The sequence below is a fragment of the Pseudomonas sp. P1.31 genome (assembly GCF_001269815.1).
In the GTDB taxonomy this organism is placed as follows: domain Bacteria; phylum Pseudomonadota; class Gammaproteobacteria; order Pseudomonadales; family Pseudomonadaceae; genus Aquipseudomonas; species Aquipseudomonas rustica.
This window is the reverse complement of sequence record NZ_LHVN01000023.1, coordinates 197,417-212,128: the sequence shown is the minus strand read 5'-3', so window position 1 is coordinate 212,128 and position 14,712 is coordinate 197,417. Positions and strand designations below refer to the sequence as shown.

The 14,712-nt window shown below is 58.1% G+C and carries 16 protein-coding genes; 6 read left to right on the top strand and 10 right to left on the bottom strand.

The genetic code is table 11. The annotated features are described in order from the left end of the window. The first annotated feature begins 315 nt into the window (after nucleotides 1-315). Nucleotides 316-621 (top strand): RcnB family protein, encoded by a 306-nt coding sequence (locus tag AD669_RS15970; protein WP_053121466.1) that lies wholly within the window; start codon nucleotides 316-318, stop codon nucleotides 619-621. Between the two features lie 8 nt (nucleotides 622-629). Here the strand turns inward: AD669_RS15970 and AD669_RS15965 are convergent, their stop codons facing one another. Continuing rightward, nucleotides 630-1,709 carry a sensor domain-containing diguanylate cyclase gene (locus tag AD669_RS15965; RefSeq protein WP_053121464.1) on the bottom strand — a complete coding sequence of 360 codons (1,080 nt, stop codon included), beginning with the start codon at nucleotides 1,707-1,709 and terminating at the stop codon, nucleotides 630-632. A 163-nt stretch (nucleotides 1,710-1,872) separates the two neighbouring features. On the opposite strand from AD669_RS15965, the gene AD669_RS15960 reads away from it, so the two are divergent. After that, nucleotides 1,873-2,211 carry an FKBP-type peptidyl-prolyl cis-trans isomerase gene (locus AD669_RS15960; RefSeq protein ID WP_053121462.1) on the top strand — a complete coding sequence of 113 codons (339 nt, stop codon included), beginning with the start codon at nucleotides 1,873-1,875 and terminating at the stop codon, nucleotides 2,209-2,211. Between the two features lie 47 nt (nucleotides 2,212-2,258). Continuing rightward, complete coding sequence (locus AD669_RS28615) at nucleotides 2,259-2,504, top strand: hypothetical protein (RefSeq protein WP_172680122.1); 246 nt, start codon at nucleotides 2,259-2,261, stop codon at nucleotides 2,502-2,504. A 110-nt stretch (nucleotides 2,505-2,614) separates the two neighbouring features. Here the strand turns inward: AD669_RS28615 and AD669_RS15950 are convergent, their stop codons facing one another. The 5 genes from AD669_RS15950 to AD669_RS15930 all read right to left on the bottom strand — a co-directional run bounded on the left by AD669_RS15950 (nucleotide 2,615) and on the right by AD669_RS15930 (nucleotide 6,575). Beyond that, nucleotides 2,615-2,854: a pyocin S6 family toxin immunity protein gene (locus tag AD669_RS15950; RefSeq protein WP_053121458.1), complete on the bottom strand. Its 240-nt coding sequence runs from the start codon at nucleotides 2,852-2,854 to the stop codon at nucleotides 2,615-2,617. A 14-nt stretch (nucleotides 2,855-2,868) separates the two neighbouring features. Beyond that, a complete protein-coding gene (locus tag AD669_RS15945) occupies nucleotides 2,869-4,089 on the bottom strand; it encodes a colicin E3/pyocin S6 family cytotoxin (RefSeq protein WP_053121456.1) in 1,221 nt (406 codons plus the stop codon). 107 nt (nucleotides 4,090-4,196) lie between these two features. Further along, entirely contained in the window at nucleotides 4,197-4,457 is a 261-nt protein-coding gene (locus AD669_RS15940) for a helix-turn-helix domain-containing protein (protein WP_053121454.1), read from the bottom strand. Nucleotides 4,458-4,659: 202 nt separating this feature from the next. Next, complete coding sequence (locus AD669_RS15935; RefSeq protein WP_053121452.1) at nucleotides 4,660-5,037, bottom strand: DUF6124 family protein; 378 nt, start codon at nucleotides 5,035-5,037, stop codon at nucleotides 4,660-4,662. Between the two features lie 434 nt (nucleotides 5,038-5,471). Beyond that, complete coding sequence (locus AD669_RS15930; RefSeq protein ID WP_053121450.1) at nucleotides 5,472-6,575, bottom strand: cytochrome P450; 1,104 nt, start codon at nucleotides 6,573-6,575, stop codon at nucleotides 5,472-5,474. Nucleotides 6,576-6,653: 78 nt separating this feature from the next. Between AD669_RS15930 and AD669_RS15925 the strand changes: the two genes are divergently transcribed. The 3 genes from AD669_RS15925 (at nucleotide 6,654) to AD669_RS15915 (ending at nucleotide 9,596) form a co-directional block, all read left to right on the top strand. Next, nucleotides 6,654-7,415, top strand: a complete 762-nt coding sequence (locus AD669_RS15925) for a helix-turn-helix transcriptional regulator (protein WP_053121448.1) — start codon at nucleotides 6,654-6,656, stop codon at nucleotides 7,413-7,415. 142 nt (nucleotides 7,416-7,557) lie between these two features. Beyond that, on the top strand, nucleotides 7,558-8,778 hold the full coding sequence (locus AD669_RS15920; RefSeq protein WP_053121446.1) for a putative DNA modification/repair radical SAM protein: 1,221 nt from the start codon (nucleotides 7,558-7,560) through the stop codon (nucleotides 8,776-8,778). Then, on the top strand, nucleotides 8,775-9,596 hold the full coding sequence (locus tag AD669_RS15915) for a TIGR03915 family putative DNA repair protein (protein ID WP_053121444.1): 822 nt from the start codon (nucleotides 8,775-8,777) through the stop codon (nucleotides 9,594-9,596). Before AD669_RS15920 ends, AD669_RS15915 begins: the two co-directional genes overlap by 4 nt. A gap of 128 nt (nucleotides 9,597-9,724) precedes the next feature. Here AD669_RS15915 and AD669_RS15910 read toward each other — a convergent pair whose 3' ends face one another. From AD669_RS15910 to AD669_RS15895, 4 genes are all read right to left on the bottom strand, one after another. After that, nucleotides 9,725-10,744, bottom strand: coding sequence for a branched-chain amino acid aminotransferase (locus AD669_RS15910; RefSeq protein WP_053121443.1), 1,020 nt, complete (start codon nucleotides 10,742-10,744; stop codon nucleotides 9,725-9,727). Nucleotides 10,745-10,999: 255 nt separating this feature from the next. Then, nucleotides 11,000-12,373, bottom strand: a complete 1,374-nt coding sequence (lpdA, locus tag AD669_RS15905) for a dihydrolipoyl dehydrogenase (RefSeq protein ID WP_053121441.1) — start codon at nucleotides 12,371-12,373, stop codon at nucleotides 11,000-11,002. 7 nt (nucleotides 12,374-12,380) lie between these two features. Continuing rightward, a complete protein-coding gene (locus tag AD669_RS15900) occupies nucleotides 12,381-13,652 on the bottom strand; it encodes a dihydrolipoamide acetyltransferase family protein (RefSeq protein ID WP_053121439.1) in 1,272 nt (423 codons plus the stop codon). Then, nucleotides 13,653-14,711 carry an alpha-ketoacid dehydrogenase subunit beta gene (locus AD669_RS15895; protein ID WP_053121437.1) on the bottom strand — a complete coding sequence of 353 codons (1,059 nt, stop codon included), beginning with the start codon at nucleotides 14,709-14,711 and terminating at the stop codon, nucleotides 13,653-13,655. It lies immediately after the preceding gene. Nucleotide 14,712: the final 1 nt, after the last annotated feature.

The following is a 14,712-nucleotide window of genomic DNA, read 5'->3' as shown; positions in this document are numbered from 1 at the left end:
CACTCGGCGGGAAATTGCGCGGCATGGTAGCGCAAAAACATCACTCCTGTGGGAGCGGGCTTGCTCGCGAAAGCGGTGTGTCAGTCGCTAGATATATTGCCTGGGCTACCGCATTCGCGAGCAAGCCCGCTCCCACAGGTTTTGCTGTGTTCACGAAATTTACGGACACATGAAAAGCCTGTGGGAGCCTGGCTTGCCAGCGAAGGCGGCATGACCGGCGACTACAATTTCCCGGCCAGCCATAGCAAAAACACGGAATGATTCCCGCGCCCCGCAGTCGGAGTTCAGGTATCACACATCAATAGAGGTTCACCGATGAACAGCAAAACCCTAATCGCCAGCCTGGCCCTCGTCGCCGGCATTGCCGGGATAAGTCCACTTGTTCAAGCGGCGCAAACCTCAAGCGATCCCTCCGTTCAATCCCCGGTCAGCGACCGCGAATTGAAGGTCAACGACCGCGCCCCGGATATCTATCAACGCAGCGAAAAAGCCATCGACTGGAAAGCCAAAGGCCTGAAAAAACCGGTTGAGCAGGCACAATGGGTGCAGATAAATGATCAGTACGTCATGGTGATGATTACCAACGGGACGATTGTCGAGATGAAACCGGTTCCGCGTTAAGTCCGGATTCAAAAGCCCTGCGCATGCGCTCGCGCAGGGCTTTCCCCGCCCAATCGATACTGATTATTCCCACTGCGCTTAGCCTCATACATCGCCAGATCGGCAATGTGCAGCAGCCGATCCATCGCCGTCGCATGATCCGGAAACACTGCCACCCCAAGGCTGGTGCCGATGTGGCGCTGGTCGTTGCCGATGCTGATCGGTGGCGACAGTTCGATGAAAATTTTCTGACAGATGCTGCGGGCTTCGTCCTGCAGGTTGAGGCTGGGTGATAGGCCCTGCAGGATGACCACGAATTCGTCACCGCCAATCCGCGCGACGGTGTCGGTGCTGCGCAGGATGCGTTTCAGGCGGGTGGCGGTGGTGATCAAAACGCGGTCGCCGGCGGCATGGCCGTAGTGGTCGTTGATGTTTTTGAAACCGTTGAGGTCGACGAACACCAGCGCGACGCGGGTTTCAGTTTGTCGCGCCTGATCCAGTGCTTCGGACAACCGTTGCTCCAGCACCAGACGATTGGGCAAACCGGTCAGCGGATCGAAGTGGGCGAGGTGCTGGAGGTAACTGGCCGAGGCCTTTTCTTCAGTGATGTCGCGCACCACGCCCATCATTTTGATCACCGCATCATGGTCGTTGCGCACTACGTTGCCGGTCTCGCGCAGCCAGCGAATCGTGCCGTCGGGCCAGACCACGCGGTATTCCTCGTCATGGTTTTCCCCGGTTTCCAGGCAACGCAACTCACCGTCGCGCACCCGCACGCGGTCATCCGGGTGTACGCAGGAGCAGAAGAGGGCGTAGGACGGGGTGATGTCACCGATCTTGAAACCGAACATGCCGTAGATGGCGTCCGACCAGTACAACCGATCGGTATCGACCTCCCAATCCCAAGTGCCAATGCGCGCGAAATATTGGCTACGTTTAAAGCGCTCGGCATCGCCGTCTTGATGAATGTTCTGGCCATCGGCTGCGCGGGTCAGCAGTTCTCGGTAATCGGCGAGTTGCCGACGCAATTCACAGTCGCGCCAGATCAGCACGGCAATCACGGCCAGCAAAATCACGCCAACGGCGAGGCCGATCCAGAGCTGGGTCATTGGGGCGCTGCCGGCATGGCGAATCGATCCGTGAAGTAGTGGCGGTTGGCTATCTTAATTCGTCATCACTCGATTCGGATACAGCGTTGATCTGCGTGTTCGGGTTGCCAACAGCCAGCAATTCTGGGAAAACGGCGGCCTGCTGAACAATAGAGCGAATGTTATGAATGATGAACTGCAGGTAATCGATCTCCAAGTGGGCGAGGGCAAAGCCGCAGTCAAAGGCGCGCTGATCACCACGCAATACACAGGCTGGCTGGAAGACGGCAGCGAGTTCGATTCTTCCTACAGCCGTGGCAAACCTTTTCAGTGCGTGATTGGCACCGGTCGTGTGATTAAGGGCTGGGATCAAGGGCTGATGGGGATGCAGGTGGGCGGCAAGCGTAAATTGCTGGTGCCGGCGCATTTGGGTTATGGCGAGCGGACGATGGGCAAGATTCCGCCGAATTCGAATCTGGTGTTTGAGATTGAGTTGTTGGAGGTTTTAACGCGGGAGGATTGAGATGGCGGACGGCTATTGGGCTGGATGAGGGACTTGCCCTCATCCAAATGACATTCGGCGTATCAGGTGAATACGTCGATATCGTCAAGCGTATCTTCGATCGTCCCTACGAGAGAGGGAAATCTCTCCTTGGTTATTTCCAGCGCCGGCAAGACCGTTTCGGTACCCAGTTCGCCATGCCGACGAGCGATGTGGCCGAGAGCAGTAACTGCGGACGCCACAATCGCTTCGGTTTCGCTGGAGAGGTGTTTCAGGCAGATGTCCTCTGCCCAAGCTCTGTCTTCCTCGGTTAATCCAATAGAAATCAATCCGATAATGACGCTCTTGTTAACGCCGCTAGCAAGAAGTCCTATCGCGTGTTCGCGGGATATTGATGAATCGTCATATTCAAGGTTCAGCGGGGTTAACCTCTTACGCCAATGAATACATCCAGCTCCATAGGTAGTTGCTCAGCAATTACTTCGCTGATTTGTTGAACTTGATCACTTGTCAGCAGCCACTCTCCATCAGGGCTATCATCCAAATTCTTCCAGCCCAGTACGGCGAGCACGGCGGGTTCGGATTTTTGATTTACAGTGAACTCATATTTTAATGAGTCATCGTAGTCATCATCTTTCAAAAAACCGCTAATCCATAAAAACATCAGTAACCTCCTGGTCATTTTGGGGTTGATCTTTCAGGGTCTGCTGGATCGATCTGCTCCCCTGTCTCGTGGTTAAACTCGCCAAGATGTTTGCCCTGCTTGTTATAAAGCTCAATCGCGCCAGTCTTACTGTCCCACTCGTAAATTCGACCCTTCCTGTCTTTCCATCGGCTTCGTCTGCTACCGCCGCCTTGAACGCTGCTTTTGGATTTGACAGGAAAGGTATCCGGGAATGCGGGGAGAGCTACCGGGGGCCTGTGGTACTTGATATCACCGCCGAGAGCGGGTCTTGAAAGCACAACATACAGAGGCGGCACCCCTGAGTCAGCCGGAAACACCAGAATAAAATCCTGGTACTCCGGTGGGTAAACCGGATTGACGATGATCCTGTCTGCTTGTTCGGTCGGAGGGTAAATCCAGATGTGTGGAGTTTGCGGCGAAGCCTCCAGCGGTGGAATACCCAAGGTGCTGGATGAGTCAATGGCCGGCGTCCAGATCAGCGTTGCACCGTTGCCGAAGTTTGCGACTCGCTGATTGCCGTGTTCGACAAATTGAACGACAGGAATCATTTCCCAATCGCTGCGGGTCTGGGTGTTGAATCCATACCCCTTCAAAGTGCCATCAGCCTGTTGCTCTACATGCAGTCGGACGCGACTGCGGCCTTTCTCAAGTGATTTCAGTTGTTCTTCTGTATAAAGCGAACTGTCTCCCAAGCTGGATGGCCAAAGCAACGCAACCATACCGATCATTGCACCGGCAGCGACACCTGCCGACATTACGCTAGCTCCACCGACGATGCCGGCGTTGGAGCTTGCAGTCGCAATCGTACCTAGAGCAAGGGTTCCCACTGTGGTGGGCAAGTTGCTGCCGCCGATTCTTTTTAAGGGGATATTTCCAAGGGCATCTCTTTCGCGCCCGCCTAACAGGGCCAACTCTCCAAAATCGGCCAGCTTCTCGACAGGGATGAATCCGGCGTTGCTGGCATGATTGATGACACCATCCGGAAGCTTGCAGCTCTTGGCAAATACACAACCTTTTGTTTCGGGCTGAACTTGTATCGGTTGTTTGATAAGTCGATTTTCGTAAGCTTGCTGTCTGGCCAACATATCTTCGTAAGCTGTTTGCCTGGCGTCGCGTTCTGCCAGTTCGGTGGCGGTCATGTAGCGTGTGGTGATGTGGTGCCCGTCACCAGCGGGTGGGTTTTGAACCCGAGGGATGTTAGATCTAAGAGGCATGAGCGTCCTTGTTCCATCGTCAAAAAACGATGTGGACGCTAAATCAATATGCATCAGTTAGATGTAGGACGAGTCTGAAGCTCTAGTGCTTGTTACAAGTGTAAAAATCATGGTTGGGGCGACAGGTTTAACAACTTACTGAGCGAAAACTTATCGATTTTGCCCTTTAACAAATCCTTGAGCTGAAACTCACTGATTCCAAGTCGTTTGGCTGCTTTCTTCGGTGGGTCATCCGAGCTCTTAACGGTCTCGCAAAGCGTACGCATCAGTTTGGCTCGCCGACGCATATCGGCTGCGTGCTGCGGGGTGTCTTCCAGTGCATCCCAAATACTTGAAAAGCATTGATTGTGGTCTGGATGATCCTTCATGGGTTCATAGCCTGTTTCCTTGGTTTCAGACGGCCTGCTTTTTTGTGGCGAGGGAGCTTGCTACCGCTGGGTTGCGTAGCAACCCTAAAACCATTCGATCCGGGTAATTCAGATACACCGCAGATACCGGTTTTGCGACTGTTTCGCAGCCGAGCGGGACGGTGTGACGATTCGACAAGCTCCCTCGCCACAGTTTTCAGTCTCAGTTTCGGGTGGGCGGTTCGAGGTTGTCGAGGGCGCGGTTGACGGCGAGTTCGCCGAGCATGACGACTTGCTGGATGCCGAGCAGGGTGTTGCGGTAGGGCGTTTCGAGCAGGCCGGCGAAGTCGCTGAGCATGATGCTGGCGGAGGCCATGGATTCGCAGGCGTGAGCCAGCAGGGATTCGGTGTCCATGTTCGGTGCGACGAGGAACATGGTGCTGGGTTGTCGCTGGGTCGGGACGTGGGGTTTGAGGTAGTGATCGAGGGCGCGTTCGGCGGCGTCACTCAGTTTTGTCGGGTGGAGGGTGGAGTAGGGGGACGTCGGATCAGATTCGGGTATGGCGTCCGCTTCTGGCGGATTTGGTGTCGGCTTAATCATTTGCTTAGAGTCTCCAATATTGCCGTCACCCGCATCGCGACTAAACGAACGGGTGGCAGCTATGCGCAGGTTAGTCGACCGGGACTCCAAGCTTTACCGGCGCACCCGAAGGCGCCCTACGCATAGCCACCATTAAGCACAGCTATAAAAGCCTGACTGAATGACTGCGTGCGACTTGGAGAAAAACCGGGCGACTAAACCCGATCACTGAACATTCAGTGACGCGAACCAAGTTACCGGCAGCCCCCAAACCGCACAAGCCGGCGGATTCTGGCGTAGTTGTAGGCAAAGGCGCAAGGCGCTGTAGCCTTGTGGATGATGCCGAAATGATGCTGCGTTTTTCCGGGCCCTTTCGCGAGCAAGCTTTGCTCCTACAGTTGATCGGCGACGCGCAAATCCTTGTAGGAGCCGAGCTTGCTCGCGAAGGCGGCCTATCAGTCACCCACGAAACTGAACATCGGCATCCGTCCATTCAGCGAAGGCCGGTAATGCCAGGCCAGTCGCTCCAGATTCACACCGTGATCGAGGATTTCTCTGACAGTCGCACTGGCAATTTCCATCGCCAGCGCTTGCCCGGGACACTGATGCCGTCCGCTGCCGAAACTGAAACTGCGCCGGTTCGGGCGATCCAGCAAAAACTGGTCAGGATGCTCGTTCAACGCCGGATCCCGATTGGCCGAGGCCAACAACAGCAGAATCACATCTCCAGCCTCAACGCGCACCCCATCAATCTCGCAGGACTGCGCCACAAACCGTCGCGTGTTCTGCACTGACGGATCAAAACGCTGCACTTCCGCCAACACCGCTTCCATCGACGCCTCACGCAAATCGGGCCGACTCTTTAGCGCCACCAAAGCATTGCCAATCAACCCGGCCGTGGCTTCATAAGTCTGTGAACACAGCCCGATCAAATTGGCGATCAGCGCTTCTTCATCGCCTTCAAACCGCCGCTGAATTTCCGTCAGCAAAGCGCTGTCCGCCTCAGCCAGCAACTCGATGAAATACCCGCGCAACTGCTCAGCCGCCGCATGCGCCGCCGCCAATTGAAGGTCATTGCTCAACGGCGAGAGACAGGCGACGAAATCCGCCGTCAGCGCACTGATCGCCCGGCCCTGCGCCGGGGTAAAACCAAGCAGCGCCGCGACCACGCAAACAGGCCCGCGAAACATGGCTTTATATAAGCCGTCGGCGTCCACGTTTATTAACCGTGCAGCCACCAAGGCGCGAACCTCGGCTTTATTGATCAGCCCAAGCGCAGGCTCGATTGCCGAACGCGGGCAACGCTGACGCTCGCCATCATTCATCCGCATCAACTGGCCGAACACCTTGCCGGCCATGCCGCCGGCAATCGCTTTCGGCACCGGTTCCTGTGCAGGACGCACGCGGCAATCGGCATGCGCCAACACCGCGCACACCGCACGGGCGCTGCTGGCGAGCCACAATTTCAGTTCCTGATGAAACACCAAGCCTCCTTGAGCACGCAGCGATGCGTAATAAGGATAGGGATCGGTATGAGTCGCAGCGTTGATCGGATCCATGGTTCGCAGCCTTGTCGTCAGGAAAGTGATGCGAGTATCGTCAGTCCTCAGCGACGACGATTCGTCCGGGAGCGAAATATGCACGCAGAACATCAAGACATCGGCGTCTCGCAGGTGGCCGCCGCCATCGCGGAACCGGCGCGTACGAAAATGCTCTGCTCGCTGATGGACGGCCACGCCCGCACCCCTACGGAGCTGGCGGCCATCGCCGAGGTCAGCGCCTCCACGGCCAGTGCGCACCTGGCCAAACTCAAGGATCTCGCGCTGGTGCGTCTGCATGTGCAGGGCCGTCATCGTTATTACAGCCTCGCCGATCAGCGCGTCGCCCAGGCGTTGGAAGCCTTGATGGTGATTGGCCAAAGCGCCGCGCCGACGTTCAAGCCGCACACGCCGGATCGTCTGCAATTCGCCCGGACTTGCTATGACCATATGGCGGGGACGCTGGCGGTGTTGCTGCATGACCGATTTATCGAGGCCGGATGGCTGGTGGAGACCGACGAGCAGGCGTATCGCTTGAGTGACAGTGGCGCGGCGCTGTTTGAAGGTCTGGGTATCGAGGTGCAGGATTTGAGCACGTTGCGCCGCAAGTTTGCTTGTCCTTGTCTGGACTGGAGCATGCGTCGTCCGCATCTGGGTGGCTCGTTAGGGGCGGCGTTGTTGCAAGCGGCGTTGCGGCGTAAGTGGGTGACGCAGGATCTGGACAGTCGGGCGTTGGCGTTGACGGCCGTAGGGCGCAGGGAATTCGGGGCTCGGTTTGGTGTTGAGGTGGCGATTGATAAAGGCCAGATCAAAAGATCGCAGCATTCGGCAGCTCCTACAGGACGTGTGTACACCCGATGAACCCCGATCCGGAATCTACGTAGGAGCTGCGGAACGCTGCGATCTTTTGATCTTCGCTCCAAGCCGACGAGGGGTCGTGCCCAACCTTGTGCGCAAGCTCGCGACGCTATACTGTATATCCAAACAGTAAAGAGCCCGCGCCATGCAAATCATCGACAAGCTGAGCATTCTCGCCGACGCCGCCAAGTACGACGCGTCATGTGCGAGCAGCGGTGCGCCCAAACGCAGCTCCGAGGGCAAGAGTGGTCTGGGCTCGACCGATGGCATGGGCATTTGCCACAGCTATACGCCGGACGGGCGCTGCGTGTCGTTGTTGAAGATTCTGCTGACCAATTTCTGTCTCTACGATTGCCAATACTGCGTCAATCGCCGTTCCAGTGACGTCCCCCGCGCACGTTTCACGCCGGAAGAAGTGGTGGCGCTGACCATGGATTTCTACCGGCGCAACTGCGTCAGCGGCTTGTTTCTCAGCTCCGGAATTATCCGCTCGGCGGACTACACCATGGAGCAACTGGTACGCGTCGCGAAGCTGCTGCGCGAAGAACATGAATTTCGCGGTTACATCCACCTTAAAACCATCCCCGAAGCCGATCCTGCGCTGATCGAAGAAGCGGGGCGTTACGCCGATCGTTTGAGCGTCAATATCGAACTGCCCACCGACGCCAGCCTGCAGACGTTGGCGCCGGAGAAGGATATCGGCTCGATCAAGCTGGCCATGAACACCATCTACACCGGTGTGCAAACCGTTCTCAATGAACCCCGATCAGCGAAGTTCGCGCCCGCTGGGCAGAGCACGCAAATGATCGTCGGCGCCGATGACACCGACGACAGCACAATTTTGCACAGTGCGCAGTCGCTGTACGGCAACTTCCGTTTGCGGCGGGTTTATTATTCTGCATTCAGCCCGATCCCCGACAGCCCGAAAAGCGTGCCCCTCGCCGCGCCGCCATTGATGCGTGAACACCGTTTGTACCAAGCCGATTTCCTCCTGCGCAGCTACGGTTATAGCGCTGACGAACTGCTCAAGGGCCCGGGCAATCTGGCCTTGGACATCGACCCGAAACTGGCGTGGGCACTGCAGAATCGTGAAGTGTTCCCGCTGGATCTGAACCGTGCCGAAGCGTCTCTGATCTCACGTATCCCTGGCATCGGCCTGCGCACCACCGAACGCCTGGTCGAGCTGCGTCGTCAGCGCCGAATCCGCTACGAAGACGTCGCGCGCATGCGCTGCGTGCTGGCCAAGGCCAAGCCGTTCATCATCACCAGCGATTACCACCCACAGCAGGCCGAAGTCACCAGCCATTTGCTCTATCAGCAATTGCGCGACCGGCCGATGCCGCAACAGATGGGGTTGTGGGGATGATCAATCTTGACTGCGACGATCTGTTCGAGACGTGGCGTCAGCAAGCGCGTTGGCTGCTGAGCCATGAAATCGATCCAAGTCTGGTGAGTTGGGCGTCGGAAGGGGTGGGAGACCTGTTCGCCAGTGATGCTCCAGTTCCAGAAGGTCAGGGGCCGTTTATGGCGCGGATTCCGCGTGCATTGCTCGATACGCTGGAACAAGCGGCGCAATACCGCGGCGATCAACGCTGGAGCCTTTTGTATGAAGTGCTGTGGCGGGTCAGCCATGGCGATCGCACGGCCATGCTCGCCGGAGACAAGCTTGGCAGCGAGTTGCAGCGACGTATCAAACAGGTGCGCCGTGAAGCCCATCACCTGCATGCGTTTGTGCGCTTCATCGAACGCCCGTCAGCCAGCGCTGGCCCGCAATACGTGGCGTGGCACGAACCGGCGCACGACATCCTGCACAGTGCCAGCGAACATTTCATCGGGCGCATGGGCCGTCATCGCTGGCTGATCGCGACGCCGCGTGACGGGGTTTATTACGATGGCGAGCAACTGATTCACCAGCGTCAATGCCCCGTGGAATGGCAGCAACTGGCGCAGAACGTCGATGATCCGCATGGTGATCTGTGGTTGACGTATTACAGCCACATCTTCAATCCGGCGCGGTTGAATCCGAAGGTCATGCAGGGACATTTGCCGGTGCGGTTCTGGAAGAATCTGCCGGAGGGGGAGTTGATTCCTGGACTGATTACGCAGGCGCGGATGGGGAAGCAGCAGAACGGGCAGGCGAGTGGGATCGCCAGTCGTGCCGGAAAAAGGATTGCCTTGAAATAGAAGATCAAAAGATCAGGCGATCATGTAGGAGCTGCCGAAGGCTGCGATCTTTTGATCTTTATCACCACAACAAAAAAGCCCCCACCAATCACTCGGTGGGAGGCTTTTATACATCCAGAGCCGTCAAATCAAACCTTAACGATCCAACCCGCTGGCGCTTCGATGTCGCCGGTCTGTACACCGGTCAGCTCTTTATAAAGCTTCTGGGTCACAGGGCCGACTTCTGTCTCGCTGTGGAACACATGCAGATGATCGTTGTAGCTGATGCCACCGATCGGCGTGATCACTGCCGCTGTACCGCAAGCGCCGGCTTCTTTGAAGTCCGACAGTTTGTCGATCAGCACGTCGCCTTCAACCACTTCCAGGCCCAGACGCGATTTCGCCAGTTCGATCAGCGACAGGCGGGTGATGCCTGGCAGAACCGACGGCGAGTTCGGGGTGATGAACTTGTTGTCGTGGGTGATCCCGAAGAAGTTGGCCGAGCCGACTTCTTCGATCTTGGTGTGGGTCATCGGATCTAGGTAGATCGCGTCAGCGAAGTTGGCTTTCTTGGCTTTCGAGCCCGGCATCAGGCTGGCTGCGTAGTTGCCGCCGACTTTGGCTGCGCCGGTGCCTTGTGGGGCGGCGCGGTCGTAGCTGGAGATCTGGAAGTTGTGCGGGGTCAGGCCGCCCTTGAAGTAGGCGCCGACCGGGATGCAGAAGATCGAGAAGATGAACTCGGGGGCAGTGCGCACGCCGATATTGTCACCCACGCCGATCACGAACGGGCGCAGGTACAGCGCGCCGCCGGTGCCATAAGGCGGAATGAAGCGCTCGTTGGCACGAACCACTTCCTTACAGGCTTCGATGAACTGCTCGGTATCAACGGTCGGCATCAGCAGACGCGCGCAGCTGCGTTGCATACGCAGGGCGTTCTGATCCGGGCGGAACAGGTTGATCGAGCCGTCCTTGCAACGATAGGCCTTCATGCCTTCGAAGCACTGCTGGCCATAGTGAAGGGCAGTCGAGCCTTCGCTGATGTGCAGCACGTTGTCTTCGGTCAGGGTGCCTTTGTCCCACTCGCCATCGCGAAAGTACGACAGATAGCGCTTGTCGGTCTTGATGTAGTCAAAACCCAGCTTGTCCCAATTGATGCTTTCGTTACCCATGACACCCTCTATCACTGAACAACCGTCGAAACGGTTCAAGGCTTCTGACGTTTTTTGGATGGGCACAACAATACTTCATTCTTGAGCGGTTTCGCAGCCCGGACGATGGAGGGATGAGCAGATTTATTAGCCTGCTTATGAAAAATCCTCGTTCATCGCTGAAAAGATCGCAGCCTGCGGCAGCTCCTACAGAATCGGCAAACCCCTGTAGGAGCTGCCGAAGGCTCGGGCCGCGATCGGACGATCTTTTGATCTTTACAGGTGCAACGCATGCCCCAAAGCACGCAACGCCGCTTCCTGCACCGCTTCTCCCAAGGTCGGATGCGCATGGATGGTGCCGCCGATGTCCTCCAGCCGCGCGCCCATTTCCAGGCTTTGCGCAAACGCTGTCGACAACTCGGACACGCCAACGCCCACCGCCTGCCAGCCGACAATCAGATGATTGTCCCGACGAGCGACCACGCGCACGAAGCCGCTTTTCGACTCCAGCGTCATCGCCCGGCCATTCGCCGCGAACGGGAAACTCGCCACAATGCAGTCCAGCCCCGCAGCTTTAGCCTCGTCCGGCGTCTTGCCGACCACCACCAATTCCGGATCGGTAAAGCACACCGCAGCAATCGCCGTCGGGCTGAATTCGCGGGTTTTGCCGCTGATCAACTCGGCAACCATTTCGCCCTGCGCCATCGCGCGGTGAGCGAGCATCGGTTCGCCGCTCAAATCACCGATGGCGTAGACATTGCGCATGCTGGTCTGGCAGCGGCTGTCGATCTTGATCGCCGAGCCGTTCATGTCCAGATTCAGCGCTTCCAGATTCCAGCCCTGGGTATTCGGTTTGCGACCGACGGCGACCAGCACCTGATCGGTTTCCAGGTTCAGCGTCTCGCCCTCTGGGTCGCGCACCTGCAACGTGCCGTCGAAACCCAGCACGCTGTGTTTCAGGTACAGCTTCACACCCAGTTGCTTCAACGCCTCGTGCACCGGTTGCGTCAGTTCGGCGTCGTAGGCCGGCAGGATGCGATCCTGAGCCTCGACCACACTGACGTCGGCGCCGAGTTTGCGATAAGCGATGCCCAATTCCAGACCGATGTAACCCCCACCCACCACGACCAGACGTTTCGGCACGGACGTCGGCGCCAGCGCTTCGGTGGAGGAGATGATCGGCCCGCCAATCGGCAGGATCGGCAGATTGACGCTGGTCGAACCGGTCGCCAGCACCAGGTGCTCGCACTGAATGCGCGTGTCGCCGACTTCAACAGTCTTGCCGTCGATGACTTTGGCCCAGCCATTGATCACTTGAACCTTGTTCTTCTTCAGCAACGCCGCAACGCCAGTGGTCAGGCGATCAACGATGCCGTCCTTCCACTCGACACTTTTGCTGATGTCGAGCGTCGGCGCCGAAACGCTGATGCCCAGCGCCGAATGCTGACTGTGATGCTGGGTCTGGTGAAACTGCTCAGCCACATGAATCAACGCTTTCGACGGGATGCAGCCGATGTTCAGGCACGTGCCGCCCAGCGATTGGCCCTCGACCAGAATCGTCGGAATGCCCAGTTGCCCGGCGCGAATCGCCGTTACATAACCGCCGGGGCCGCCGCCGATGATCAGCAGCGTGGTGTTCAGAGATTGCATACGAGCCTTACTCCACAAACAAAGTGGCAGGTTGTTCGATCAGGCCACGAATGGCCTGGATGAAGAGTGCCGCGTCCATGCCGTCGACCACGCGGTGATCGAACGAGCTGGAGAGGTTCATCATCTTGCGGACCACTACCTGGCCTTTGACGACCATTGGCCGTTCGACGATTTTGTTGACGCCGACGATGGCCACTTCCGGCAGGTTCAACACCGGGGTGCTGACGATACCGCCCAGCGCACCGAGGCTGGTGAGGGTGATGGTCGAACCGGACAACTCATCGCGACTGGCCTTGCCATTGCGCGCGGCGTTGGCCAGACGCGAGATTTCCGTGGCGCTGTCCCACAAGCTGCGCGCCTCGGCGTGACGCACCACCGGCACCATCAGGCCGACATCGCTTTGCGTGGCGACGCCGACATGCACCGCACCAAGGCGGGTGATGACCTGAGCTTCGTCGTCGTAACGGGCATTCATCTGCGGGAAGTCGCGCAGGGCGACGACCAGAGCGCGAACGAGGAATGGCAGCAAGGTCAACTTGCCACGACTGGCCCCGTGTTTTTCATTCAGGTGCGCGCGCAGTTCTTCAATCGCGGTGACATCGATTTCTTCGACATAGCTGAAGTGTGCGGCACGCTGGGTAGCGTCCTGCATGCGCTGGGCGATCTTGCGGCGCATGCCGATCACTTGAATCTGTTCTTCGTCGTTGCGCTGTGCGTAAGCGGCAGCAACTGGCGCCGAAGTGTTCGACTGACCTTGCGCCAAGTAGGCTTCAAGGTCTTCGTGCAACACCCGACCGGCCGGGCCGGAACCGCGCACCAGACGCAATTGAATGCCCAGATCCAGCGCATGTTTGCGCACGGCCGGGGAGGCGAGAGGACGTTCGTCTGCTTCGCGAGCCACCATCGGGCCTTGGCAAACGGCAGCCGGACGCGGGGCGGCTGGAGCAGGTTTGCTCTCAACAACGGCCTCAACTTTCGGCGCAACAGGTGTTTCTTTGACGGCAGCAGGCGCGGCCGATTCTTTCAGATTGCCGGCACCTTCAACCTCAATGCTGATCAGCACACTGCCAACCGCCATCACTTCACCCGGCTGACCACCGAGGGCAATCACCTTGCCATGCACCGGCGACGGAATATCGACCATTGCCTTGTCGGTCATCACGTCCGCCAGCACCTGATCTTCGACGACCAGATCGCCAACCTTGACGTGCCACTGTGACAGTTCTACTTCTGCGATGCCTTCGCCGATGTCCGGCATCTTGATAACGTGCGTGCCCATTCAGACCTCCATAACCCGTTTCAACGCCGCGCCCACTCGGGACGGCCCTGGGAAATACGCCCACTCCTGCGCGTGCGGGTAGGGGGTGTCCCAACCGGTGACGCGTTCGATCGGCGCTTCCAGGTGATGAAAGCAATGCTCTTGCACCAGCGACACCAGTTCGGCGCCGAAACCGCAGGTGCGCGTGGCTTCGTGTACCACCACGCAACGGCCGGTTTTCTTCACCGACTTGACGATGGTTTCCAGATCCAGCGGCCACAGGCTGCGCAGGTCGATGACTTCGGCATCTACGCCGCTTTCTTCAGCCGCGACTTGCGACACATACACGGTGGTGCCGTAGGTCAGCACGGTCACGTCCCTGCCCGGACGAGTGATGGCGGCAACGTCCAGCGGCACGGTGTAGTAACCGTCCGGAACCTGTGCTTGCGGGTGTTTCGACCACGGCGTTACCGGACGGTCGTGGTGGCCGTCGAACGGGCCGTTGTACAGGCGTTTCGGCTCGAGGAAGATCACCGGGTCATCGTTTTCGATGGAGGCGATCAGCAAGCCTTTGGCGTCATACGGGTTGGATGGCATCACGGTGCGCAAGCCGCAGACCTGAGTGAACATCGCCTCGATGCTCTGGCTGTGCGTCTGGCCGCCGTAGATGCCGCCGCCGCACGGCATGCGCAGGGTCATCGGCGCGGTGAATTCGCCGGCCGAGCGATAACGCAGGCGCGCAGCTTCGGAAATGATCTGGTCGGACGCCGGGTAGACGTAATCAGCGAACTGAATCTCGGCAACCGGACGCAGACCGTAAGCGCCCATGCCCACGGCAACGCCGACGATACCGCTTTCAGAAATCGGCGCATCGAACACACGCGAGGCGCCGTACTTGGTTTGCAGGCCTTCGGTGCAACGGAACACGCCGCCGAAATAGCCGACGTCCTGACCGAACACGACGACATTGTCATCGCGCTCAAGCATCACATCCATGGCCGAGCGCAGGGCCTGGATCATGGTCATGGTGGTCGTGGTCATGGCGGTTTCCAGCTGAATATTGTTGTTGTGATCGTTCATG

Excerpts from the sequence above, each read along its gene's own strand:
- AD669_RS15910 (WP_053121443.1), bottom strand. The coding sequence starts at position 10,744 with ATGGGTAACGAAAGCATCAATTGGGACAAGCTGGGTTTTGACTACATC.
- AD669_RS15970 (WP_053121466.1), top strand. The coding sequence starts at position 316 with ATGAACAGCAAAACCCTAATCGCCAGCCTGGCCCTCGTCGCCGGCATT.
- AD669_RS15930 (WP_053121450.1), bottom strand. The coding sequence starts at position 6,575 with ATGGATCCGATCAACGCTGCGACTCATACCGATCCCTATCCTTATTAC.
- AD669_RS15960 (WP_053121462.1), top strand. The coding sequence starts at position 1,873 with ATGAATGATGAACTGCAGGTAATCGATCTCCAAGTGGGCGAGGGCAAA.
- AD669_RS15940 (WP_053121454.1), bottom strand. The coding sequence starts at position 4,457 with ATGAAGGATCATCCAGACCACAATCAATGCTTTTCAAGTATTTGGGAT.
- AD669_RS15900 (WP_053121439.1), bottom strand. The coding sequence starts at position 13,652 with ATGGGCACGCACGTTATCAAGATGCCGGACATCGGCGAAGGCATCGCA.
- AD669_RS15920 (WP_053121446.1), top strand. The coding sequence starts at position 7,558 with ATGCAAATCATCGACAAGCTGAGCATTCTCGCCGACGCCGCCAAGTAC.
- AD669_RS15950 (WP_053121458.1), bottom strand. The coding sequence starts at position 2,854 with ATGTTTTTATGGATTAGCGGTTTTTTGAAAGATGATGACTACGATGAC.
- AD669_RS15945 (WP_053121456.1), bottom strand. The coding sequence starts at position 4,089 with ATGCCTCTTAGATCTAACATCCCTCGGGTTCAAAACCCACCCGCTGGT.
- AD669_RS15925 (WP_053121448.1), top strand. The coding sequence starts at position 6,654 with ATGCACGCAGAACATCAAGACATCGGCGTCTCGCAGGTGGCCGCCGCC.
- AD669_RS15935 (WP_053121452.1), bottom strand. The coding sequence starts at position 5,037 with ATGATTAAGCCGACACCAAATCCGCCAGAAGCGGACGCCATACCCGAA.
- AD669_RS28615 (WP_172680122.1), top strand. The coding sequence starts at position 2,259 with ATGACATTCGGCGTATCAGGTGAATACGTCGATATCGTCAAGCGTATC.
- AD669_RS15915 (WP_053121444.1), top strand. The coding sequence starts at position 8,775 with ATGATCAATCTTGACTGCGACGATCTGTTCGAGACGTGGCGTCAGCAA.
- AD669_RS15895 (WP_053121437.1), bottom strand. The coding sequence starts at position 14,711 with ATGAACGATCACAACAACAATATTCAGCTGGAAACCGCCATGACCACG.
- lpdA (WP_053121441.1), bottom strand. The coding sequence starts at position 12,373 with ATGCAATCTCTGAACACCACGCTGCTGATCATCGGCGGCGGCCCCGGC.
- AD669_RS15965 (WP_053121464.1), bottom strand. The coding sequence starts at position 1,709 with ATGACCCAGCTCTGGATCGGCCTCGCCGTTGGCGTGATTTTGCTGGCC.